This is a genomic window from Brevibacterium sp. CS2, from assembly GCF_005280295.1.
GTDB classification, from domain to species: domain Bacteria; phylum Actinomycetota; class Actinomycetes; order Actinomycetales; family Brevibacteriaceae; genus Brevibacterium; species Brevibacterium pityocampae.
In genome coordinates this window covers 2,051,102-2,072,945 of sequence record NZ_CP040020.1, presented here as the reverse complement: position 1 = coordinate 2,072,945, position 21,844 = coordinate 2,051,102, and the positions used below count along the sequence as shown (strand labels likewise).

The window sequence follows — 21,844 nt, the reverse complement described above, 5'->3', positions numbered from 1 at the left end:
CAGGTGACCACCAAATCGCCGGGCGGTGATCTGCCTCACCGCGTGGAGCGGTCCGGAATCGGCCCGAGTGATCAGCCCTCGCCCTCGGCGGGCGCCTCGGCGTCGGCCGGGCCCTGCTCGGCCTCGAGCGCGCGCTCGAGCGCCTGACGGAGACGCTCCTGCGCTTCGCCGTAGGCGGCGAAGTCGCCGTCCTGGAGAGCCCGGTCGGCATCCTCCATCGCCTGCTTCGCCTCGTCGAGGGCCTCCTGCACCGACTCGTCGGGGGCGGACGCTCCGGCCCCCTCCTCACCGGCACCGGTGCCCGCCTCGTCCTCGGTGGCCTGACCGGCCTTGTCGGCATCGCCGGCCTGCACACCGGAGTCGCCGCCGAACACCTGGTCGAGCGCCTCGTCGAGGGTCGGCGCGAAGCCGATCTCCTCGCCGAAGGCCACGAGCACACGCTGGAGCACCGGGTACGAGGTCTCACCCGCGGAGCGGACGTAGACCGGCTGCACATAGAGCAGACCGCCGGCCACCGGCAGCGTGAGCAGGTTGCCGTTCTGCACCTCGGACTCGCCCTGCCGCAGCAGGTTGAGGCTCGTCTGGATCTCCGGCTCGGTGTTGAAGTTGTTCTGCGCCTGGCCGGGGCCGGGGAACGTCGTGTTGCGCGGCAGCTGGAGGAGCCTGAGCTTGCCGTACTCCTCGCTCGGCGCGCCCTCCTCCGAGCCCGCATCCGCGGACGCGGCGAGGAAGCCGGTGAGGTTGTTGCGCGTCTGCCCGTTCGACTGCCGCGGGATGAACGACGAGGTCAGCGAGAACGACGGCGCCTCCTGGGTGGGCATCCGCAGCGTGAGGTAGTACGGCGGCTGCACGAGGTTGCGCTCGGCGTTGACCGTCGGGTCGAGCGGCTGGGTCCAGAAGTCCTGCCCGGTGTAGAACGAGTTCGAGTCCTCCACGTGGTACTGGGTGAGCAGGGAGCGCTGGACCTTGAAGAGATCTTCGGGGTAGCGCACGTGGCTCATGAGATCCGCGCTCATGTTCTCCACCGGCTGCACGAGGTCGGGGAAGATCTTCATCCACGTCTGCAGGACGGGGTCCTTCTCGTCCCAGGCGTAGAGGTCGACGGACCCGTCGAAGGCGTCGACGGTGACCTTGACGGAGTTGCGGATGTAGTTGACCTGCTGCGGTGGCAGCGCCTGGGTGGCGCCGGAGCGCTCGGTGTTCGAGTCCTGCGTCGCCTCCTGGAGGACCTGCGGCGTGGAGTACGGGTACTCCGGCGAGGTCGTGTAGGCGTCGACGATCCACTTGATCTTCCCGTCGATGACAGCCGGGTAGGGATCGCCGTCGACCTCGAGGAACGGCGCGACGCGCTGCACCCGCTCGCGCGGGTTCCGCTCGTAGAGGATCTGCGATTCGGGGTTGAGCGCATCGGACAGGACGATCTGCTCGTCCTGGAACTTGATCGCGTAGAGCAGGCGGTGGAAGAACGAGCCGACCGCCGGGCCGCCCTCGCCGGAGAAGGTGTTGTAGACCTGGGCGGAGCCGTCCTCGCCGTCGGCCGGGTAGTCGATCTCACGCGGGTCCGAGTCCTCCGGCGCACCGACGATCGAATAGCGCGAGGAGCGCTCGCCGAAGTAGATGCGCGGCTCGTACTCGCCGAGCTCACCGGTGGGCGGGATGTTCGCCTCGAGGAAGGCCGGCTGCCCGTCGTTGCCCTGCTGGTTGCCGTAGGCGGCGACGACGCCGAAGCCGTGGGTGTAGACGACGGCCTGGTTGAGCCACGAGGAATCCGCCTGGGAACCGGGATTGAGCTCGCGCAGCGCGATCACGGTGTCCTGCATCTGCCCGTCGATCTCGTAGCGATCGACGTCGAGCTGCTCGGGGAAGCCGTAGAAGGGACGCTGCTGCTGGAGCTGGCGGAAGGTGTCGGAAACGAGGTTCGGGTCGAGCAGGCGCACCGAGGCGGCGGTCTCCGCGTCGGCCCGCAGCGCACCGGATTCCCCTTCGACCGTGGGGCTGTAGGGGATGACCTCGACGTCGTCGATGCCGTAGGCGCTGCGAGTGGCATCGATGTTGCGCTGGATGTATTCGTTCTCGAGGCTCTGCTCCGAGGGCTGCACCTGGAACTGCTGGACACCGGCGGGCAGACCGATGATCGAGATCCCGCCGAGCACGACGAGCATGATCACCGCGACCACGGACAGCTTCCACACGTTCGCGAAGGCGTTCGCGGCGAACAGCACCGCGACCGCCACGGTCGCGAGCGACACGATGAGCATCGCCGGGAGCGTGATGTTGTCCCCGGTGTAGGTGGCACCGGTGACGATCCCCGAGGTGTTGGTGAGGTTCTCGTAGCGCAGCACGAAGAGCCGGCCGGCCTGCACGAGCAGCAGCAGCGCGGCGGTGATCGCGAGCTGCACGCGCGCGGTCCTGGTCAGGTGGAGACCGCGCTCCTCGCCGGGACGGATGCCGCCGAACAGGTAGTGGGAGACGACCGAGGCGATGAAGGCGAGCAGCGTCACCATGCCGAGGAAGTCGAGCGCCACCCGGATCACCGGGAGGACGAAGACGTAGAAGGACACGTCGTGGCCGAACTGCGGGTCCGGAGTGCCGAAGGGGGTGGCGTTGAGGACCATGAGGGCCTGGGTCCAGGCCGCCGAGAGCGCGACGCCGCCGAGCAGGCCGAGCACGGCCGGCAGCGCGATCGTCATCATCCGGCGCAGCGGCTCGACGGCCTCGCGGTACCGGTCGAGGTTCTCCTGGCGCGGGGTGACGGGCGCGTAGACCGGACGGTTCCGGTGGGCGATCCGCAGGCAGTACCACACCGGCACCGCCATGACGAGGAAGCCGATGACGAAGAGGACGACCTTGGTGATCCACTCGGTGGCGTAGACGGAGAGCACGCCGAGCTGGTCGAACCACAGCACCTCGGTGTAGACCTGCGCGAAGATCACGAAGAGCACGAGCAGCACCGCGACCGCGATGAGGGTGAGCATGAGCGGTGAGGGCTTCTTCGGCTTCATGCCGGTCGAACGGCCTCCTGGTGGGGCAGCGAAGGTCACGCGTGTCCTTTCCTAGCAGCGTCGGACATCAGTTGGCCGCGGCGTCCTGGCAGGACGGCAGGTTCCCGGTACGGTCCGCGGCGATGTACTGCACCGCGGAATGAGCTTCTGAGAGGGTGCCCACGGCGACGACGGTGAGTGCGTCGGCACCCCGGGCGCCGAGCACCTCGGCGCAGTTGTCGGTCGGGGACAGGAAGAACTCGGCGCCCGACTCCGCGGCGGCGGACACCTTCTGGCGGGCGCCTCCGATCGGGGCCACGGTGCCGTCGGGGCTGATCGCCCCGGTGCCGGCGATCGCCCGGTCCCCGGTGAGGTTGCCCGGGGTGAGCTCGTCGATGATCGCGAGGGCGAAGATCGTCCCCGCCGACGGTCCGCCGATCCCCTCGACGTTGAAGGTGACGTCGAACGGGAAGTCGAAGGCCTGCGTCATCGTCACGCCGATCATCTTCTGGCCGTGCGCCTCCACCGGGGCGACCTCGACGTCGAGCGGCTCCCCGGCGCGCTCCAGGCCGAGGACGACCGTGCCCTCGGAGGCCCGCACGGCGTCGGCCACGGTCTGCGCGGCGGCCTCGTCGCCGCCGATCTCCGCACCGTCGACGGCGGTGATGATGTCCCCCGGCTGCACCTGGCCGTCGGCCGCCGAACCGGGGACGACCTCGGCCACGGTGATGACGGAGCGGTAGTCGATGCCGAGCTCGCCGAGCGCGGCGGCCGTGGCGGTGTCCTGGGATGAAGCCATCTCGGCGGCGTTCTGCCCGGTGACGTCCTCCCGCGTGGTGGTCAGCGGATAGTACGCCTCGGTCGGCACCACGGTGTCCTCGGCGCTGACGACGGAGCGGAGCACCTGGGAGGCGTTGAGGCTGCGGCCGGGCCCGCCGGCGACGGCGACGGTGAGGAGGTCGAGCGTGCCCTCGGCCTCGTAGGTCTCGGTGCCGGTGATCGTGATGAGCTCGTCGCCCTCGACGGGTTCGAGGGTGTTGACGACAGGACCGGGCATCTGGATGAGATAGGGAACCGGGACGAGGGCCGCGACGAGCACGAGGAGATACGTGACGATCCCCGAGACGATGGTGCCGTCGGACCGCTTCCGGCGCGACCGCGCGGGCGCTTCGGGGCCGGTGACGGCAGGCTCGCTCACGCAGGGGTTCCTTTCGGTCTCGGCTCTAGGGCGTGTCTGACAATGATGTGGTTCGCTGGCTGAGAGCCTGGGAGCATGTCGAGATTCCAACTGCTCACGGATGCTCAATGGTCGCTGATTGCTGACTTGCTGCCTGCTCCGACCGGCCGCAGGGGCCGGCCCTTCGCTGATGCCCGCCAGATGGTCGAGGGCATCATCTACCGCTACCGATGCGGGATCGCCTGGCGGGACCTGCCCGAGACGTTCGGCAAGTGGCAGACGGTATGGACCTGGCATCGCCGGATGGCCGGCGACGGCACCTGGGACACCGCGCTGGCCCGCTTGACCGCTCACGCTGACGCTGCCGGCGAGCTCGACTGGTCGCTGTCGGTGGACTCCACGATCGCGCGTGCTCATCAACACTCAACGAACATCACGCGCCTAAAAAAGGGATTCGTCGAACTACACGAATCCGGACGTCGAGCCGCCTGACCACGCGCTGGGCCGGTCCCGGGGTGGGCTGTCGACAAAGACCCATCAGCTCGTCGACGGCCACGGACTGCCGTTGGTCACCGTGTGCACCGCCGGCCAGGACGGCGACTGCCCGATGCTCATCCCGCTCATGGATCAGCTGCGGGTCCAGCGCCCCGGACTCGGTAGCGCCCGCACCCGGCCGACAGCACTGCTGGGCGATAAGGCGTACTCCTCGCGGGCCAATCGTGCCTACCTGCGCAGCCGCCGGATTGAAGCAGTCATCCCCGAGCCGAAAGATCAACAGGGCCACCGCAAGCGCCGCGGCTCCAAGGGAGGCAGGCCGCCGAAGTTCGACGCCGAGAAGTACCGGGGCAGGAACGTCATCGAGCGCGGCTACAGCCGCCTGAAGCAGTGGCGGGCCCTGGCCACCCGCTACGACAAACTCGCCATCGTCTACCGCGCAGCAGTCGTACTCAACGCGGCTATTGCGTGGCTACACCATTTATCGGACACGCCCTAGTGAAGTGTAGGCCACGGCGATCGCGGTGACCCAATCGTGACCGGGCCTCGGCGCCCCACGCAGCCCGGGCGGCGATTCAGCCACGGGCGGACACCGGCGATTCGCGCCCCCGGTTCGGAAGGTTTGACCAGCTTCGCTCGTTAGGCTTCTCAGCAGGCCCGTGGATCGCACGGGATCGCGCACCGCGCACAGCACAGCACCAGCGCGCCGCCCGTGCACGGCACGCGGCACGCGCGCACCGCGAGCAGCACCGACCAGCACATCAGTGGAGCCGAGGCTCCGCGGACGACCGAGGGAATGGCATGACCGACAAGAACCGCGAAGGCGACCAGCCCGACGACAACAACGACCCGCTCGGCAACATCTTCGGGATGCTCTTCGGTCCCGGCGGCCAGATGGGCGGCGCCTTCGGGCAGTCAGGTTCGGGCGGGCAGTCAGGTTCGGCCGGACAGGCGGGCCCCGGCGGCCTCCCGTTCGATCCGGCGATGCTCGGCGGCATCATGCAGCAGCTCCAGGGCATGCTCTCCGGCGGTTCGCAGACCGGGGGCAGGCGCGCGGCCGAGCAGCACATCCCGCAGCCCGACCCGGAGGTCACCGACGAGGTCACCCGTGCCTCCCACGACGCGTTCCGCCTCGCGGAGCTCTGGCTCGAGGACGTCACGACCTCCGCCGTCGGCGTTCCGGAAGCGATCGCACTGACCCGCCGCGAGTGGGTCGAGCAGACCTTCGAGGGCTGGCAGCGGTTGGTGCGGCCGATCCAGTCGAACATGTCCTCCGCGCTCACCGCGAGCATCGCCGAGCAGGCGCCCGAGGAGCTCAAGCCGATGCTCGCCGGCGCCGGGCAGATGTTCACCTCGATGAGCGAGTCGATGTTCGGCATGCAGCTGGGCGAGGCGCTCGGCGCGCTGTCGGGCTCCGTGCTCAGCGGCACCGAGTACGGCCTGCCGCTCATCAAGGGCAGCCGGCCCGCTCTCGTCGAGGCGAACATCACCGGTGCGGCCTCCGAGATCGGCGTCGAGGCCACCGAGCTGCGCATCCACCTCGCCGTGCGCGAGCTCGCACTCCTCTGGCTGTTCAAGCGCTCCCCCTGGCTCGCCGGCCACGTGGAGACCGCGCTGAGCAAGTACGCCTCCGGGATCGAGCTCGACCTCGATCGGATCCAGGGCATGGCCGGCTCGATCGATCCCAGCCGCATGCAGGAGATGAGCGAGGAGATCCGCCGCGGCCTGTTCGACCCGAAACCCACCGAGGCTCAGCAGCAGGCGCTCACCAGCCTGCAGAACCTCCTGTCGGTGATCGCCGGCTGGGCCGATGTCGTGGCCTACCGGGCGTGCGCACAGCTCGGCTCGCGCGACACCATCCGCGAGGCGCTCCGCGAGCGCCAGGCCACCGAGGGTGCGGCGGACCGGACCTTCGCCCAGCTCGTCGGCATGGACCTGCGCCCGGCCCGGCTCCGCGATGCCGCGGCGCTGTTCTCCTACCTCGAGCAGACCGAGGGGCCCGAGGCGCGCGACGCGGTATTCAACCACCCGGACCTGCTGCCGACGACGCAGGACCTCGACGACCCGCTGGGCTACCGCGAGCGTCGCAGCCAGGAATGGTCGACGGACTCCTCGATGGACGAGGCGCTCGCCCGGCTGCTCGCCGACGAGGGCGCCGGCTCCGCTGGTGACGACGACACCGGTTCGCCGACCACCGGCCCCGCCGACGCAGCTGCCGCCCCGAGCACGGATGCATCCACCCCGGACGATGGCCATGCTTCCGCGGCCGGGGACGGCCCCGCCGACGGCGGCGACCCCGGCGACGGGGACGACGATCGTCCCAGCGGCTCCACCCCGCCGTCCCCGTGACGCCCACCGGCGGCAGCGCCCCGGGGGCCCGCACACAGCTCGCGGCGCGCGAGCTGCGCTCGTGGCCCGCGCCTGCCGACCGGATCGATGAACAGGCTGCGGCCCGGGCCTTCCTCGCCTCGGCCGGGGCCGCCGCCCTCGACCGCGACGGCGGGCCCGAGCACTTCACCGCGAGCTGCGTGGTGTTCGACCTCGATGCCCGGCGTGTGCTCCTCCACCACCACCGCAAGGCCGATGCCTGGGGGCAGTTCGGCGGACACATCGAGGCCGCGGACTCCTCGCTGCGGGCCGCGGCCCTGCGGGAGTGCCTCGAGGAGTCCGGCCTGACCCGCGTCGACTGGTTCTCCCCCGCCCCGATCGACCTCCATGTCCACGGCCTGCCCGCGGCCTTCGGCGCGTGCCGGGTGCACCGCGATGTCGTCTACGGCGCGTCGGTGGACGCAGCGGCGCCGGTGAGCGCCTCCGAGGAGTCGCTCGCCGTGGCATGGTTCGACCTCGAGGAGCTGCCGGAGAACATCCTGCCCGACCTGCCCGGCCGCCTGCCGGGACTGTTCGAGGCGGCACACTCCGCCCGCACCGTCGATGCGGGACGCTCCTGATCCGCTCCCTCGTGCCCTGGCCGATCCTGCTCACGGGTCCAGGTGCCGGTGCCGCGACTCGATCCCGGCGACCCACCTCGGTCCGGGCCCTGCGCCGTCGACCCGGCGGCGCTCCTCGGCCGCGGCGGCGCACCACGAACCCGGCAGCGCGACTCAGTCCCGGTGACGCGCAGAGGCCTCCGCCGCGGTCTCCCCGTAGGAGAAGCCGGTGAGGAAGACCTCGGCCCTGTCGGTGTCCGGGTGGCGGCGGGTGAGCGCGGTGAACGCCGCCGAGTGGTCCGGCACACGCAGGTGCGCGAGCTCGTGGACGAGCACCGATTCGAGGACCCAGCGCGGCACCTCGCGCAGCCGGTCGGAGACCCGGATCTCCCGGGTCGCCGAAGTCGCCGAGGCGAAGCGATGGCGCTGGTTCGTCACCCAGCGCACCGAGGCGGGCGCGATCCCGTCGTCGAAGCAGCGGTCGTTGAGCTCGGCTGCGAGGCGTTCGAGCTCGGCGTCGCCGCGGGGCGCGGTGCGGGCGCGCTTCTCCAGTCGCGCGATGAGCGAACCGATGTCACCGGCATGGCGGTCGACGTCGTACCGGGCGGGCACCGCGACGACGTACGAGCCGTGATCGCGGCTCACCGAGATCGTCTTGCGCCGGCGCGCCGACCGCCGGACCGTGATCGTGCCGTCCGCGAGTGCGGCGATGACCTCTCGTGCCTCCATACCACCACCCTAGAGTGCGCCGCTGACACGGGCCCGCCACGTGCACCGGGGCACCCCGGTCGGGTGCGGGGCCCCGGGCGCCGAACTTCCGGCGGAAATTCTCGCTCCCGCCCCTGTCCCCGCTCACCCAGCCCGCGACACGCCGCGCCCACCGGGGCGGATCGGGCACCCTCGGAATCTCGCGCGTTCCCGCATCCACACCGTCATCCACAGGCGCGGGCACACTCGTCAACAGCTGGCGCCGGCTTGTGCACAGGCGCCGGGACGCCCGGTGTTGACGGCACCGCGGGGGCCGCATAGTTTGAGGTGTCAGACCCCCGGAAAACCCGGGTTTCATGGGCAAGGGGAAGGCTCATGAGATCCCGAGCGCGGCTGGGGGTCGACCACCCGGGCAGGGCCGGTCAGCTCCTGCGGATCATCGGATGCGCAGTGGGCTCCGACCCTGCCCGGACCCGGTCCGGGACTCTCCCGCAGAGGTTATCCACAGGCGCGTCCGGGGACTGTTCGCGCGCACCGCCAGTCGGTAGCCTCCGGATCAGGAGGTGCATCAGCGGTGTATCAGCTCTTTCACTCGGTGCCGGTGGTCTGGCGCAGCGACCGGTGCGTACAGTTCGGGATCGACGAACCGATCCTCATCGACGGCCTCACCCCACAGGACACGGAGCTCATCTCCGTCCTCCGGATGGGGATCGGGATCGACGACTTCTTCGACCGGGCGGAGCATCTGGGCGTGTCCTCGGCCCGCGCCTCCTCCCTGCTCGCCCTCCTCGACGAGGCCGGGGTCCTCGTGCCGCTCGGCCCGGACGCGGCGCCTCGGCGCCCCACCGTCCACGTCGATCCCCTCGCCGCGAACCTCGGCGTCTCCCCCACGCAGATCGCCGCCACGCTCGCCGCCACCCCGGTGCTCGTGCTCGGCCCCTACGCCGAGGAGCTCCTCCCGGTGCTCGCGGCCGCCGGCTTCGACGCCCATCGGATCGGCCGGGCGGAGGAGTCCACCGGGTACCGCTCCCCGCTCGTCGTCCTCACCGGGGTCTGGGTCGAGGACGCGGTCTCGGCGGGATACCTCGTGGAGAACGGGATCGACCACCAGCAGGTCGTCGTCGGGCAGGCGCAGGCGACGATCTCCCACGTCATCGTGCCCGGCTCCACACCGTGCACCCGCTGCCGGGTCAATCTCCGCACCGAGGAGGACGCCGACTGGCTCCTCGCCTGGCGGACGCTGTGGAAGCAGTCTCCCCGGCCGGCGCGCACCGATCCGGTGCTCAGCACCCTGGCGGTCGCCCACACCGCGCTCGTGCTGCGCAACCATCTGCTCGGCTGCACCCCGGTCCCCGTCGACGCCGTCGTCACCCTGCCGAGCGGCGCGGTGACGGAGATCGGCGTCGACTTCCACGGCGAGTGCGACTGCCGGATCCCCGTCGCCGGACGGTTCCACGTCCCCGCCTGATCCCGCGCTCCCCCGGGCCTCACATCGAACCGGAGTGCGCCTCGACGAGCGCGATGATGTCCGCGCCGAACTGCTCGCACTTCACCGGGCCGATCCCCGGGATCCGGTCCATCTGCGCCGCCGTGCGCGGCCGCACCTCGGCGATCGCGTTGACGGTCGCGGTGGTGAGGATCATGTAGGCGGGCATCCGGAGCCGTTCCGACTGCTCCCGGCGCCAGTCGAGCAGCGCCACGAGCAGGTTCGCATCGACCTCGCCGGGGCAGTCGCCGCAGCGCTGCAGCTTCTGCTCCACCGCGGTCACGAGCGTCCTCCCGCAGCGCGTGCACCGCACCGGGGCCGTCCGCGCCCGCGGGTTCCGGGTTCCCGCACGCTGTCCGGCGGGCCGGGTGGAGGCCCCGTGCGCACTCTGCATCTCCCCGATGAAGCGCGAGGGCGAGCGCCGGGACCGGCGGCCCTCCTGACGTGCGAGCGACCAGCTCAGCGACAGCTCGGTGCGGGCCCGGGTGAGCGCGACGTAGAACAGCCGCCGCTCCTCGGCCACCGCCGCCGGCGTCGTCGCATAGCTGATCGGCACGAGCCCCTCGGACAGCCCGACGAGGTGCACGCTCTCCCACTCGAGGCCCTTGGCAGCGTGCACCGAGGCGAGCGTGACACCGTTGACGGGAGGGGCGAACTGGTGCTCCTGACGGTCGGCGAGGTCGCTGAGGAAATCCTGCAGCGGCACGGGCAGCTCCGACTTCTCCTGCATCGATGCGGCGAGCCCGACGAGGGCATCGAGCGACTCCCAGCGCTCCCGGCTCGCCCCGGTCCCGCTCGGGGGACGCGGTGCCCAGCCGATCGCGTCCAGCACCTCGCCGACGAGCTCGGGCAGCGGCCGCGGAGCCAGCCGGGCGGCCGAGGCGCGCAGCAGCGCGATCCCCTCCTTGACCTCGCGGCGGGCGAAGAACCGCTCTCCCCCGCGCAGCACGTATCCGACTCCCCGGGCTCCGAGCGCGTCCTCGAACGCGCGGCTCTGTCCGTTCGTGCGGAACAGCACCGCGATGTCCGAGGCTCGCCGACCCCGGGAGATCTCCTCGGCGATCCGGGCGGCGACCGCTTCGGCCTCCGCCTGGTCGTCGGCGTACTCGGTGAACACCGGAGCCGGGCCGCTGCGCCCGGTGCTGCGGAGCACGAGCGGGGTGCGCCCGGTGTGGGACAGGACCGCGTTGGCCGCCTGCACGATCTGCTCGGTCGACCGGTAGTTGCGCACGAGCGAGACGCTCTGCGCTCCGGGCAGGCGCGAGGGCAGCCGCAGCAGGAAGGAGTCGGTGGCGCCGGCGAAGGTGTAGATCGTCTGCGCGGGGTCGCCGACGACGCAGAGGGACTCGCGTCGCCCGAGCCAGCGCATGAGGAGGTCGTACTGGAGCGGGGAGACGTCCTGGAACTCGTCGACGACGAAGTGGCGGTACTGCTCGTGGACCTGCGCGGCGATGTCCTCCCTTGTGGCGAGGAGGCCGGTGAGCGTGAGCAGGATGTCCTCGAAGTCGAGGAGGCGCCGACGGGACTTGATCTCGCTGTAGGCGCGCATGATCTGCTCCATGCCGGCCGGGGTGATGCCCGGGGGCAGCTCGCGGTGCGCGGCCTGCGCCAGATAGTCGTCGACCGCGAGCATCGACACCGCGGCGTACTCGATCTCGGCGGCGACGTCGCGCACCACCTCCCGCTCGACCTCGAATCCGGCTTCGGCCATCGCACGGGCGAGGATCCCCGCCTTCTGGCCCAGGAGCTCGGGGAAGGGGCCCTCGGCGAACACGTCCCAGAAGTACCGCAGCTGGCGCAGCGCGGCGGAGTGGAAGGTGCGGGCCTGCACCCCGGGCACTCCGAGTGCACGCAGCCGCGCCCGCATCTCGCCGGCGGCCTTCGAGGTGAAGGTCAGCGCGAGGACGTGGCGGACGGAGAAGGCGCCGGTGGCCGCTCCGTACGCGATCCGATGCGTCATCGCGCGGGTCTTGCCCGTTCCGGCGCCGGCGAGGACGACGAGCGGGCCGCTCACGTGCTCGGCGACCCGCCGCTGCTCCGGGTCGAGATGCTCGAGCAGTGCGGCGGCGGCCGCCGGCTGCGCTGCGGTCATGCTCCCCCGGCGAGCCAGGCGGAGAGGATCTGCCCGGCGATCGAGACGTCGCCGGGCACCCACACGGTGCCGGCCGTGGTCTCCGCGGTGAGCTCCTCGCGGGTGAACCAGCGCACGCGGGTGATCTCGTCGCCGTCGGCACGGGTGTCGCGCGAGACGGCCTCGGCGGTGAAACCGAGCATGAGCGAGGAGGGGAACGGCCACGGCTGCGAGCCGACGTAGACCGGGCGCACGCAGTCCACCCCGGCCTCCTCCCAGACCTCGCGGATCACCGCTGCTTCGAGCGTCTCCCCGGGCTCGACGAACCCGGCGAGGAGCGAATAGCGGTCGGCCGGCCATTGGGCGTTGTTGCCCAGCAGAAGGCGCTCGGTGCCGTCCCCGTCGGTGTGCACGACGGCCATGATGACGGCGGGATCGGTGCGCGGGAAGTGCTCGCTGCCGGTCTCCGGGTCACGGCGCACCCAGCCTCCCACGGCCGGCCGGGTGGGGGACCCGTTGCGGGGCGAATGGGTGTGCGTGCGGTGCCAGTTGCCGACTGCGACGAGGCTGCAGGCGAGCCCGATGTCGAGGTCGTCGAGCTCGGTGGCGACATGGCGGAGGTCGAGCCAGGTGGGCTCCGTGACGTGGATGCCGGTGGTCGGTCCGTCGAGGAGGTCCTCGGCATCGCGGTCGCGCTCCGCGGCGAGCCGGGCGTCGACGGCCGAGCGGCCGGCGTCGTCGAGGTCGATGCCGATCCTGTCGGCGCCATCGGGGTCGATCCCGAGGTAGATCTGGGTGCCACCCTCCGGGACCTGGTCCGCGGTGACGGTGACGAGGTGCCCGGAGGCGATGAGCAGGTAGCCGCGATGGGCGAGGACGCCGCGCGTCCCGGGCCGGGCCCAGACCGCGGAGAGGTCGCCGTCCGTGCCGCGCGACAGGTGGTTGCGGCGCACGCTGCTGCGTGCCAGGCTGGCGGGCTCGAGGAGCGGCAGGGGTCTCATGGTGTCCACGATAGCGAACCGGACGGACACGGCCCGTCCTTCGGGTTTCCGGGTGCGGATCCGTGCGCCTCATCGCCAGGGCCGCCCTGCGGCGGTAGTTTGGAGGGGTGGAGACTCTCGACCTCAAGATCGCTGCCGCCACCGCCGGGATCCTCGACGGGTTCGAACCGCAGTCGTGGCTCGCGCTCGACGACCCGCGCGGTCACCGCGTGCTCGTGTCCGACGGCGAGCGCTCCGTCGTCGCCGTCCTCGTGCCGAGCGCAGGCGCGGAGGGAGCCGATGAGGAGGAGTACGCCGCCGCACTGCTCCGCGGGCTGCTGCCGGGCACCTCGGTGACCTTCCCGCAGATCCTGGGGCGGCTCGCGGTGCCCGCTGAGCAGTTCGACTCCCGCGGGGAGGAGATCCGGGTGTGCGCACCCCTGCCGGGCACGCCGGCCTCCACCGTCGCCTTCGCCGACTCCCCCGCCCTCGTGACGGCGCTCGCGGAGTTCCTCGCCGAGCTCCACAATGCCGACCCCGGGGACATCGCGGACTCCGGCCTCGCCGTGCTCGACAGCGCCGAGGAGCGGCAGCGCCTCCTCGATGCACTCGACGCCGGAGCCGCCACCGGCCAGGTGCCCTCCGTCCTGCTCTCGCGCTGGGAGACCGCCCTGGAGAATGTCGCGACCTGGCGCTTCTTCCCGTGTGCCGTCCACGGCGGCCTGTCGGAGGACGCACTGCGGACCGAGGGTGGCCGGATCGCCGCGGTCACCGACCTGGGGCGGCTGCACATCGGCGACCCGGCCACCGACCTCGCAGCCGTCACCGCACTCCTCCACCCGGACGCGGTCGAGGAGTTCTTCGCCGTCTACCGCGTGCACCGCGCAGGCCCTGACCCGGGCCTGCGCACACGGGTGGAGCTCCGCTCGGAGCTCACCGCCCTCGACTGGCTCCTCGAGGCCCGCCGGGGCGGCGACGACGGCGAGATCGCCGATGCCGTCGCGCTTCTCGCCTCGCTCGCCGAGCTCACCGATGCACCGGCCGAGGGGCATCCCGGCCCCTACGGCGGCACGGGCCCCGAGGATGCGCAGGGCGCTGCGCCCGCGGCACCCCCTGGCGAGCAGTCGGCAGAGGCGATCACGGAGCCGGGCGCCGCGGCCGAGCAGCCCGCAGACGCGACCGGGCCCGAACCGAAGCCCGTGCCCGGGCCCGAGCCTCTGTCCGGTACGGGCGCAGACACCGGAGCCGACCCCGCGGCCACCACTTCTCCCCCGGCCCCGCGTCGCACCGCGGTGCGCGCCGGCGACGTCTTCCGTCCCACCGCACCGGTGACGCACGACATCGACGTGGAGTCGGCCTCGGCAGTCCCGACGGAGCGGATCACCGGCCCCGAGGACCGCTGACCCCATCACCCTCCCGACCCTGCTGGCCTTCCTCGCTCTGCTGCGCGATGTGGTGCGCGCCGGATTCGAGGGCGGCGACGAGCTCCGCGGCCCCGAGCAGGCGTGGAGCGCGCACCACCCGGTCGCTGCCGAGGAAGTAGAAGGCCGCGTCGATCGGGAGTCCGGCGTACTCCGGCATCCGGGACAGCGCGAGGGCGTAGACGGACAGCTGGACCGCCATGGTCCCGAGCTGCTCCTCCCCGGGTGCACGCGCCGTCTTCCAATCGACCACCCGCAGGCCCTCCGCGGTGCGGAACACCGCGTCGATCTTGCCGGGCACGTGGACGGCGGTGCCGTCGGCCCGGTCGAGCACGAGCTCGAAGGGGAGCTCGATCTCCGCGGGCTCGAGGCGGGCGAACTCGGAGGCCGTGAACACCTCGATGAGCTCGCTCAGCCGCTGCCGGGCCGAGCCGGACAGCGCGGCGACCGTGGGGTCCACGTCGACATCGCCGAGCGCGGCCTGCCCGTAGTAGTTCTCCACCCAGGTGTGGAAGGCCGTGCCCAGGCCGGTGGCCTCGTTCGGGGCGTAGGGCATCGGGCGGCGCGTGCTCGCGGCGAACCCGGCGGGATCGTCGAGGAACGCGACGATCCCCGTCGTCGACAGGCGCGCGGGGACGGCGAAGTCTGCGCCGCCTGCGGTCCGGGCCTCGTCGAGCGCGATCACCCGAGCGGCGAGCGCCCTGACCTCCGGGTCCGCAGCGGATTCCGCGAGGGACTGCAGGTCGGGGTGCTCCGCCCGGCGCGCGTCCAGCAGGTCGAGGTGGGCGCGCTGCTTCTCGAGGCGCGCGGTGTCGACGACCGGCCACGGGATGCCGGTGGTCGCGGCGGTCGCGCGCTCGCCGGGATCCTCGGTCTCCGGTAGCTCGCTCTCGTCGTGGCCGAGCACCTCCATCGCCTCGCGGAGGAACGGGGAGAACTCATTGGGTTTCGTGCGGGTCGTGTGCAGAGCACCGCCGAGCCACAGGCGGGCCTTGGCCCGGGTCACTGCGACGTAGGCGAGCCTGCGCTCCTCGATGAGGTGGTGCTCCTCGAGCCGCGGTCGGACGTTCGTCGCGAGCCACTCCTTGAATTCCGCGGGTGAGGAGCCACCGTGGGCCAGCAGATCGAGTGGCGGCAGCTTCGCCTGGTCGCCGCGCAGGGGGTAGGGCAGCGCCCCGGGGGCGAGCCACCCCTTCGTCTCCCGCAGCCCGGTCGGCAGGTCCCCCACCACGCAGTCGGGGATCGCGACCGCGTCGAACTCGAGGCCCTTGGAGGAGTGGATCGTCATCACCGTGACCGCCGTCGGGTCCGGTTCACTCTCCGGGTTCGCGAGCGCGTCCTTCGACTCGAGCACCGTGACCCAGTCGAGGAAGGTGCGCACGGTGCCCTCCGGGTGCTGGGCGGTGTAGTCGAGGGCGAGGGAGACGAAGGCGTCGAGCGAGGCGCGGTGCGCCTGTGCCGCGGCGGCGGGCAGCGCGTCGACCTCGGTGTCGATGTCGAGCTCGCGGATGACCTCGCGGACGAGCCCGGGGATCGTCGTCGTCGACCGCCGCAGGGTGCGCAGTGCGGCGGCGAGCCGTGTGATCCTGCGCAGTGCCGCCGGGGACAGTCCGGTGGCCCGGGCATCGGCCTGCGCGCCGGTGGTGAGGAGGTCGTCGATGCCCTCGACGAGGGTGATGTCCTCGATCTCCGGCACCGGTTCCGTGTCGCCGGCGCCTCCCGGACCCGGAGCTCCGACGTCCTCGGGCCCTGCGGGCGCCAGCTTCTCCCGGAGGCGGCGGCTGCGCTGCCGGGTGAAGCGGTCGAGGGCGGCGATGTCGGACACGCCGAGCCCGCAGACGGTGCCGCTGAGGAGTCGCATGAGGTGGTCGCCGGCACCGGGGTCGACGAGAGCCTGGAGGGCGCTGTGGGCGTCGGCGACGAAGGGGTCGTCGAGCATGCCGGTGGATCCGGCGATGTGGACATCGAGCCCGGCGGCGGTGAGCGCGTGGGCGACGGGGGCGAACTGGCTGCGCTTGCGGCACAGCACCGCTCGCGTCCGGGTAGGCGCCTCCTCCCCGATCTCCACCAACCACTGCGCGAGCCCGGCCCACTGGTCGGAGCCGTACTCCGGATCGGGATCACCGGGGGTGGCGGAGATGTCGACGCGACCGGCCCCGGCGCCAGGTCGTGCGGTGAGCGCGTCGGCGGGATCCGCGTCCGGCAGCGCGGCGGCGAGCCGGTTCGCCACGGCGAGGACGTCGGCGTCGTTGCGCCAGCTCGTGCTCAGTGTGAGCGCGCGGGCGGGGGTGCCGTCCGGGGAGCGGAAGTGGAGCGGGAACTCCCCGATGTTGCGCGCGCTCGCCCCCCGCCAGCCGTAGATCGACTGCCGGGGGTCGCCCACCGCCATCACCGGCAGACCGGCGAACACGGTGCGGAGCAGCTCGAACTGGGAGTCCGAGGTGTCCTGGTACTCGTCGAGCATGACGACGCTCCAGCGCGCGCGCTCGATGCCGCGCACAGCCGGCACCTCGGTCATGATCCGGTGGGCGAAGGCCACCTGGTCGGAGAACTCCATGGCCGAGCCGGCGCGCTTGAGATGGAGATAGCGGCGGGCGAGGACCGCGATCCGGCGCTTGTGGGCGAGCGGGAGGACGGTGTCCGGGCCGAGGCCGCCCCCGGCGAGCAGATCGATGAGCTCGAGGCGCGCGGGATCCGCTGTGCGCGCCCGGCTGCGCGGACCGTCGGGGACCTCGCCGAGCCCGGCGCGGGCGGCGAGCGCAGTCGCCTCGTCGATGAGCTGTGCCTTGTCCTCCTTGGGGATCCTCTTCCGGCGGATGGCGTCGAGATGCGCGGTGAAGGCCTCCCCGGTGAGGAACGCATCGAGGCAGTCGTCGAGGTGGTCGATCACTGCTTCCGGGGTCTGCAGGTGCTCGTTGATCTGGGAGGAGAGGCCCAGGATCTGGTCGATGACCGTCGAGCGGGCGACGTTCGGGGGGATCTCCCGGTCCGTCGCGGCGTCGACGACGGTGCCGGCGAGCTCCATCGCGTCGGCGATGTCGAGCAGTCGGGACTCCGGTTCGACGCCGATCCGCACCCCGTGGTCGGACACGATCCCGGCGGCGAAGGAGTTGTACGTCGTCACGGTGGGGACGTCGAGCCCGGGCAGGTCCGTGGTGCCGCGCCGGTCGCCCTCCGCCGCCCGGAAGCGGTGGAGCAGCCGGCGGATCCTCTCGTTGAGCTCCCCCACGGCCTTCCGCGTGAAGGTGAGGCCGAGGATCGACTCCGCGTCGACGATCCCGTTGGCCACGAGGTAGACGACGCGCTGGGCGATGACGGTGGTCTTGCCCGAGCCCGCTCCGGCGATGACGACGGCGGTGTCGAGCGGGCCCTCGATGATCCGCTGCTGCTCCTCGGTGGGCGGTTCGACGCCGATGATCTCGGCGAGTCGGAGGGCGGTGTAGCGCGGTGCGGTGGGGCTCATGCGTCATCGGCTCCTGCAACTGGTGCGCCGGCGAAGGCCGGGCACGATGATCTCACCGGACAGCTGCGGCAGATGTCCGGACTCGGGGTGGCGACGAAGCGCGCCGAGCGCATGCCCTCGGCGATGCCTCCGACGAGGGTCTCCGCCCAGGCGGGGTCCGCGGCGTCGCCGAGCGCCGGCTGCTCCCGGGTGGTCGGCTTGGTGTTGCGCAGGTAGACGAGCTCCGCCCCGGCGGGCTCGCCGTCGACGCGGGTGCCGTCGGCGCGCTCGGCGCCCCCGGCCCGCAGTGCGAACTGGTAGACCCCGAGCTGCGGGTGCGTGGTGCCGTCGGCGCGGGACACGATGGTCTTCCCGGTCTTGAAGTCGACCGGGCGCACACCGTCCGGGGCACCCGCACGCCCGGGGATGATCTCGAGCCGGTCGATCCGGCCGGTGATCCGCCAGGGCGCACCCGGGGCGCCCTGTGGGGCCGCGGCGTCGACGCCCACCTCCACGGCGACCTCGAGACCCGGGCGCTGCTCGAACGACTCGCGCAGGTACCGGTCGAGGTTCTCCACCATGCGCCGCCCGGTCGCGTACTCGCGGTCGCGCTCCCATGCGGCGTCGAACGCGATCTCGGCGAACCCCTCGTCGAAGTCCGCGATCATGTCCGCGAAGCCGCCACGGGGGTGGGTTTCGGCGATCGCATGGATGAGGGTGCCGAGGCTCTGCGCCCGCGAGCTCGCGGTGCGTCCCCCGTGCCGGGTGAGGAACCAGCGCAGGGCGCAGGAGGTGAAGTCCTCCGCGGTGGAGGGGGAGATCCTGGCTTCGTCGTCCGGCCCGAGCAGCGGGGTCGACGTCGTCACCTCCTGCCAGGCCGTCCAGTTCTCCGGGGCGGCCTCCGCCACGCCGTGCGCGGCGAGCGCGTGGAGGAGGTCCGCCCACTCCTCGGTGTCCGCGCCGGAATCCGCCGCTGCCACGAAGCGGCTGCGGGCGCGGGCGGCGGCCTGGCGCGCGCTCACCGGGAGGAGGTCCGATACGGCACTGCCATCCCCGCCCACGTCCGCACCGGCATCCGGGCCGTCATCGAGAGGAGCGGCGGGAGCGGTGAGCTCCTCCACCGCGGGGTGGGCCGCCACGGTATCGAAGAACGCGCTCGGCGACGTGTCGCCGTCCTCGAGAGCCATGACGACGAGTTCGTCGGCGGCGCGGGTGATCGCGCTGAGGAACAGCCGGCCCTCGTCGACGATCGTCGCACGGCGCCGGCGGGCGTACTCCGCGCCCGGGTCCGGGTCGGGCTCTCCTCCGGTGAGGCCGAGCAGGAGGGCCTCGGTGGCGAACATCGAGCCGCGCACACGAGGGTCGGGCCACTGCCCCTCGTCGACGTCGACGACGACGACCCGGGAGAAGCTCCGGTGGGCCAGTGCCGCCGGTGAGTCGACTGCCACAGCAGCCTGCGTGCGGCGGGCGGCGAGCGAATCCTGCGCGAACTCCTGGTCGGCGACGAGGGCGGCGAAGGACCGCGCCCGCAGCGACTCCCGGTCCGCGAGGTCGTCCCCCAGCTTCTCCGCCAGGGAGATCAGGCGCAGGACCGCGTCGAGGCGGTCGTTGATCGGGTCACCGGGGCTGCTGAGCGCCCGCGCCCGCCACGCCCGGGCGACCCCGGTGGCCTGCCAGAGCCGCCACACCGCGGTGTGCGCGTCTGCGTCGGCGGAATCCGCGGCGGTGTCGAGGACCGTCGCGAGGGTCCGCAGCGTGTCGGGCAGCTGCGCCGGCGGCAGCTCCTGCAGGGCGCGCACGAGCACGGAGCGGTGCGGTGCGGAACGTTCCCCGCCATCGTCCGGAGCGCCACCCGCATGCCGTGACAGGAGGACGGCGGCCTCCCGCTCGAGTCCGCGCAGCGCGACCGGATCGACGCCGAGATACGGACCGGTGAGGAGTTCGCGCACGAGCCCGTCGAGGGCGTCCGGGTCCCCGAGATCGACGGTGAGGGCCCGGAGCAGCGGGGCGGTGGCCGGGTCGGTGCGCAGCGGGAGCTCGACGGCGCCGACCGGGATCCCGAGGTGCCCGAGCTCCTGCCGGAGTGCGGCCGCGGTGCCGGAGGTGCGTCCGATGACGGCGATGTCGGACCAATCCGTCCCGACGTCGTGGAACCACGTGCGCAGCAGTGCGGCCACGGTGCGTGACTGCTCCGCCGCGGAGCGGGAGAGCGCCACCCGCACGCGGGAGCCCCCGTCCGGTGCGTCAGCCGCCGCGCGCGGGACGTGGCCGCGCGCGAGGTCCGTGGAGATCCGCCGCGCGAAGTCCTGGGACACCGCGGCGATCGCCCCGGCGCCGCGCACGTGCCCGGCCGCGGCCTCGAGGACGATCGGCCGATGGCCCGCGGGTCCGGCGATCGCCGGGGCGCCGTGGGCGGTCACCGCGGCGACGACGGAGCCCGAACCGCCCCGGAAGCCCTGGGTGCCGGTGTCCGGGGAGGCGGCGACGGCGATCCGAGTGCCGAGGTCGCGCAGCCCGCTGAGGACCGCGACGGCGGCGTCGGGGAGGTCCTGCGCCGCGTCGACGAGCACATAGCGCGGGACGATCTCACCGGAGAAGCTCCACCGCCGACCGGCGACGGTGCCGGCGTCGCGCTCCTCCCGCAGCACCGCCGCGGCCTCGGCGAGGACGGCGGCGGTGTCGACACCGCCGAACACCGGCACCGCGAGCTGGTCCTCGTAGTCCTGCAGGACCTGGGCGACGGCGGTCCACTCGGGGCGACGGGCCGCCTGTGCCGCGGCGAGCACGTCCGCGGGCGCGAAGCCGCGCTCCATCACCCGGTTGAGCACTTCGCGGAGCTCGTCGCGGAAGCCCGCGGTGCGGCGCACCTCGGCGGTCATGTGGGCGGGCCACGCCGGGGGTGCCGCACGGCCCTCCTCGTATCCCTCGAGGAGCGCGGCGAGCAGCGCATCCTGGTCCGGCCCGGACACGAACTTCGTGCCGGCGCCGTCACGCACCGCGGCGTGGGCGGACACGATCCCGAAAGCGAGCGAGTGGATGCTCCGGGCGGCCGGGGCCGTGCGCACCCGCTCCGGGTCGAGTGCGATCCGGTCGCGCAGATCCGTGGCGTGGTCCCGGGTGGGGGTCAGCACGAGCGTGTCGTCCGGCCCCGTCCCCGGCAGCGCCGCGAGCCGGGCGTGGACGGCGAGGAGCAGCGCGGTCTTCCCGGTCCCGGGAGCGCCGACGACGCTCACCGCCTGCCCGGCGGCCAGCGCGGCGGCGAGCGCCGCGGGGTCCGCGCCGCTCCCGGCGGCCGCTCCCGGCGCGCTCGGCAATTTTTCCGGCCTTGCGTCGGCCGGTGCGCCGGCCTGCGCTTCCGAGGGTGTGCCCGACGGTGATGTTCCCCTGCTCGTTCCCATGCCGCCCATTCCATCACGCGGCACGGACACGGGTGTGATCTCCACGACTTGTACTCTCTGGTCTGGACATTTGCCTTTGGGTCAGCGATTCTGGCGATAAACTGAGAGGATGACGAAATCTCAGAGAATGCCCCAGGCCCAGCGTCGGGACCAGCTGGTCGCGGTGGCCACCGAGGTCTTCTCCCGCTCGGGATACCGCACGGCTTCGATGGATGCCGTCGCGATCGCCGCCGGGGTCTCGAAGCCGGTCCTCTACCAGCACTTCGACTCGAAGCAGTCCCTCTACCTCGCCGTGATCGATGCCGCCAACGCGGTCTTCGATTCCGTGCTCACCGGGGCGCTGCACTCGAGCGATGACAACGAGGAGCGAGTGGCCGCGGCGATCTCGGCCTACTTCTCTTTCGTCACCGATCATCGGTCGGAGTTCCTCATCATCGCCCGCGCCGATTCCTATGAGCCCGGCGCGGTCAAACGTGCGAGCAGCTCGACCGATCGGGCCGCGATGTGGATCGCCGAGCTCATCGAGCGCGAGTCCGCCGCCACGACCGCCGAGGCGAAGCTCCTCGCCGTCGCGATCACGAGCATGGCCGAGGCCGCCGCGCTCCAGCTCGCGGAGACCGCCGAGTTCGAGGCCGACGCCGCCGCCCATCTGATCTCCGGAGTGCTGTGGAACGGCGTGGGCTCGCTGTCCGACTCCGAGGAGGCCGAGGCCGGAGGGGGCTCCGCCGCTCCCGTTCCCGCGGACTAGAGTGGTCCCG

The 21,844-nt window shown here is 72.3% G+C and carries 13 protein-coding genes; 6 read left to right on the top strand and 7 right to left on the bottom strand.

The genetic code is table 11. From position 1 onward, the window contains the following. Nucleotides 1-71: 71 nt before the first annotated feature. The gene (locus FDF13_RS09245) at nucleotides 72-3,002 is read right to left on the bottom strand and encodes a UPF0182 family protein (protein WP_137319388.1); all 2,931 of its coding nucleotides are present in this window, start codon (nucleotides 3,000-3,002) and stop codon (nucleotides 72-74) included. A 67-nt stretch (nucleotides 3,003-3,069) separates the two neighbouring features. Further along, nucleotides 3,070-4,179: a PDZ domain-containing protein gene (locus tag FDF13_RS09240; RefSeq protein ID WP_254668759.1), complete on the bottom strand. Its 1,110-nt coding sequence runs from the start codon at nucleotides 4,177-4,179 to the stop codon at nucleotides 3,070-3,072. A gap of 75 nt (nucleotides 4,180-4,254) precedes the next feature. Between FDF13_RS09240 and FDF13_RS09235 the strand changes: the two genes are divergently transcribed. The 3 genes from FDF13_RS09235 to FDF13_RS09225 all read left to right on the top strand — a co-directional run bounded on the left by FDF13_RS09235 (nucleotide 4,255) and on the right by FDF13_RS09225 (nucleotide 7,601). Next, nucleotides 4,255-5,152, top strand: a protein-coding gene (locus tag FDF13_RS09235; RefSeq protein ID WP_175406849.1) for an IS5 family transposase whose coding sequence is annotated in 2 segments (ribosomal slippage) — nucleotides 4,255-4,611 and nucleotides 4,613-5,152 — 897 coding nt in all. Because the reading frame shifts where the segments join, the coding sequence is not laid out codon by codon here. 302 nt (nucleotides 5,153-5,454) lie between these two features. Beyond that, complete coding sequence (locus FDF13_RS09230) at nucleotides 5,455-7,002, top strand: zinc-dependent metalloprotease (RefSeq protein ID WP_137319387.1); 1,548 nt, start codon at nucleotides 5,455-5,457, stop codon at nucleotides 7,000-7,002. Continuing rightward, a complete protein-coding gene (locus FDF13_RS09225; protein ID WP_254668758.1) occupies nucleotides 6,999-7,601 on the top strand; it encodes an NUDIX hydrolase in 603 nt (200 codons plus the stop codon). The genes FDF13_RS09230 and FDF13_RS09225 overlap by 4 nt, the downstream gene beginning before the upstream one ends. A gap of 153 nt (nucleotides 7,602-7,754) precedes the next feature. Here FDF13_RS09225 and FDF13_RS09220 read toward each other — a convergent pair whose 3' ends face one another. After that, entirely contained in the window at nucleotides 7,755-8,309 is a 555-nt protein-coding gene (locus FDF13_RS09220) for a M48 family metallopeptidase (protein ID WP_137319386.1), read from the bottom strand. 553 nt (nucleotides 8,310-8,862) lie between these two features. On the opposite strand from FDF13_RS09220, the gene FDF13_RS09215 reads away from it, so the two are divergent. Continuing rightward, complete coding sequence (locus FDF13_RS09215) at nucleotides 8,863-9,756, top strand: hypothetical protein (RefSeq protein WP_137319385.1); 894 nt, start codon at nucleotides 8,863-8,865, stop codon at nucleotides 9,754-9,756. A 19-nt stretch (nucleotides 9,757-9,775) separates the two neighbouring features. On the opposite strand, the gene FDF13_RS09210 is transcribed toward FDF13_RS09215, so the two are convergent. Together FDF13_RS09210 and nudC are read right to left on the bottom strand one after the other, a co-directional pair. Continuing rightward, nucleotides 9,776-11,866 carry an ATP-dependent DNA helicase UvrD2 gene (locus tag FDF13_RS09210; protein ID WP_137319384.1) on the bottom strand — a complete coding sequence of 697 codons (2,091 nt, stop codon included), beginning with the start codon at nucleotides 11,864-11,866 and terminating at the stop codon, nucleotides 9,776-9,778. Further along, entirely contained in the window at nucleotides 11,863-12,846 is a 984-nt protein-coding gene (nudC, locus tag FDF13_RS09205) for an NAD(+) diphosphatase (protein WP_137319383.1), read from the bottom strand. Before nudC ends, FDF13_RS09210 begins: the two co-directional genes overlap by 4 nt. A gap of 107 nt (nucleotides 12,847-12,953) precedes the next feature. On the opposite strand from nudC, the gene FDF13_RS09200 reads away from it, so the two are divergent. Next, nucleotides 12,954-14,228, top strand: a complete 1,275-nt coding sequence (locus FDF13_RS09200) for a phosphotransferase (RefSeq protein ID WP_137319382.1) — start codon at nucleotides 12,954-12,956, stop codon at nucleotides 14,226-14,228. Here FDF13_RS09200 and FDF13_RS09195 read toward each other — a convergent pair. Both FDF13_RS09195 and FDF13_RS09190 read right to left on the bottom strand, forming a co-directional pair. Then, entirely contained in the window at nucleotides 14,206-17,709 is a 3,504-nt protein-coding gene (locus FDF13_RS09195; RefSeq protein WP_137319381.1) for an ATP-dependent DNA helicase, read from the bottom strand. The two genes, FDF13_RS09200 and FDF13_RS09195, sit on opposite strands and share 23 nt — an antisense overlap. Continuing rightward, nucleotides 17,706-21,002, bottom strand: a complete 3,297-nt coding sequence (locus tag FDF13_RS09190) for a UrvD/REP family ATP-dependent DNA helicase (protein ID WP_175406934.1) — start codon at nucleotides 21,000-21,002, stop codon at nucleotides 17,706-17,708. Before FDF13_RS09190 ends, FDF13_RS09195 begins: the two co-directional genes overlap by 4 nt. A gap of 193 nt (nucleotides 21,003-21,195) precedes the next feature. On the opposite strand from FDF13_RS09190, the gene FDF13_RS09185 reads away from it, so the two are divergent. Further along, entirely contained in the window at nucleotides 21,196-21,834 is a 639-nt protein-coding gene (locus FDF13_RS09185) for a TetR/AcrR family transcriptional regulator (RefSeq protein ID WP_137319379.1), read from the top strand. Nucleotides 21,835-21,844: the final 10 nt, after the last annotated feature.

Excerpts from the sequence above, each read along its gene's own strand:
- FDF13_RS09245 (WP_137319388.1), bottom strand. The coding sequence starts at position 3,002 with ATGAAGCCGAAGAAGCCCTCACCGCTCATGCTCACCCTCATCGCGGTC.
- FDF13_RS09230 (WP_137319387.1), top strand. The coding sequence starts at position 5,455 with ATGACCGACAAGAACCGCGAAGGCGACCAGCCCGACGACAACAACGAC.
- FDF13_RS09220 (WP_137319386.1), bottom strand. The coding sequence starts at position 8,309 with ATGGAGGCACGAGAGGTCATCGCCGCACTCGCGGACGGCACGATCACG.
- FDF13_RS09210 (WP_137319384.1), bottom strand. The coding sequence starts at position 11,866 with ATGACCGCAGCGCAGCCGGCGGCCGCCGCCGCACTGCTCGAGCATCTC.
- nudC (WP_137319383.1), bottom strand. The coding sequence starts at position 12,846 with ATGAGACCCCTGCCGCTCCTCGAGCCCGCCAGCCTGGCACGCAGCAGC.
- FDF13_RS09195 (WP_137319381.1), bottom strand. The coding sequence starts at position 17,709 with ATGAGCCCCACCGCACCGCGCTACACCGCCCTCCGACTCGCCGAGATC.
- FDF13_RS09185 (WP_137319379.1), top strand. The coding sequence starts at position 21,196 with ATGACGAAATCTCAGAGAATGCCCCAGGCCCAGCGTCGGGACCAGCTG.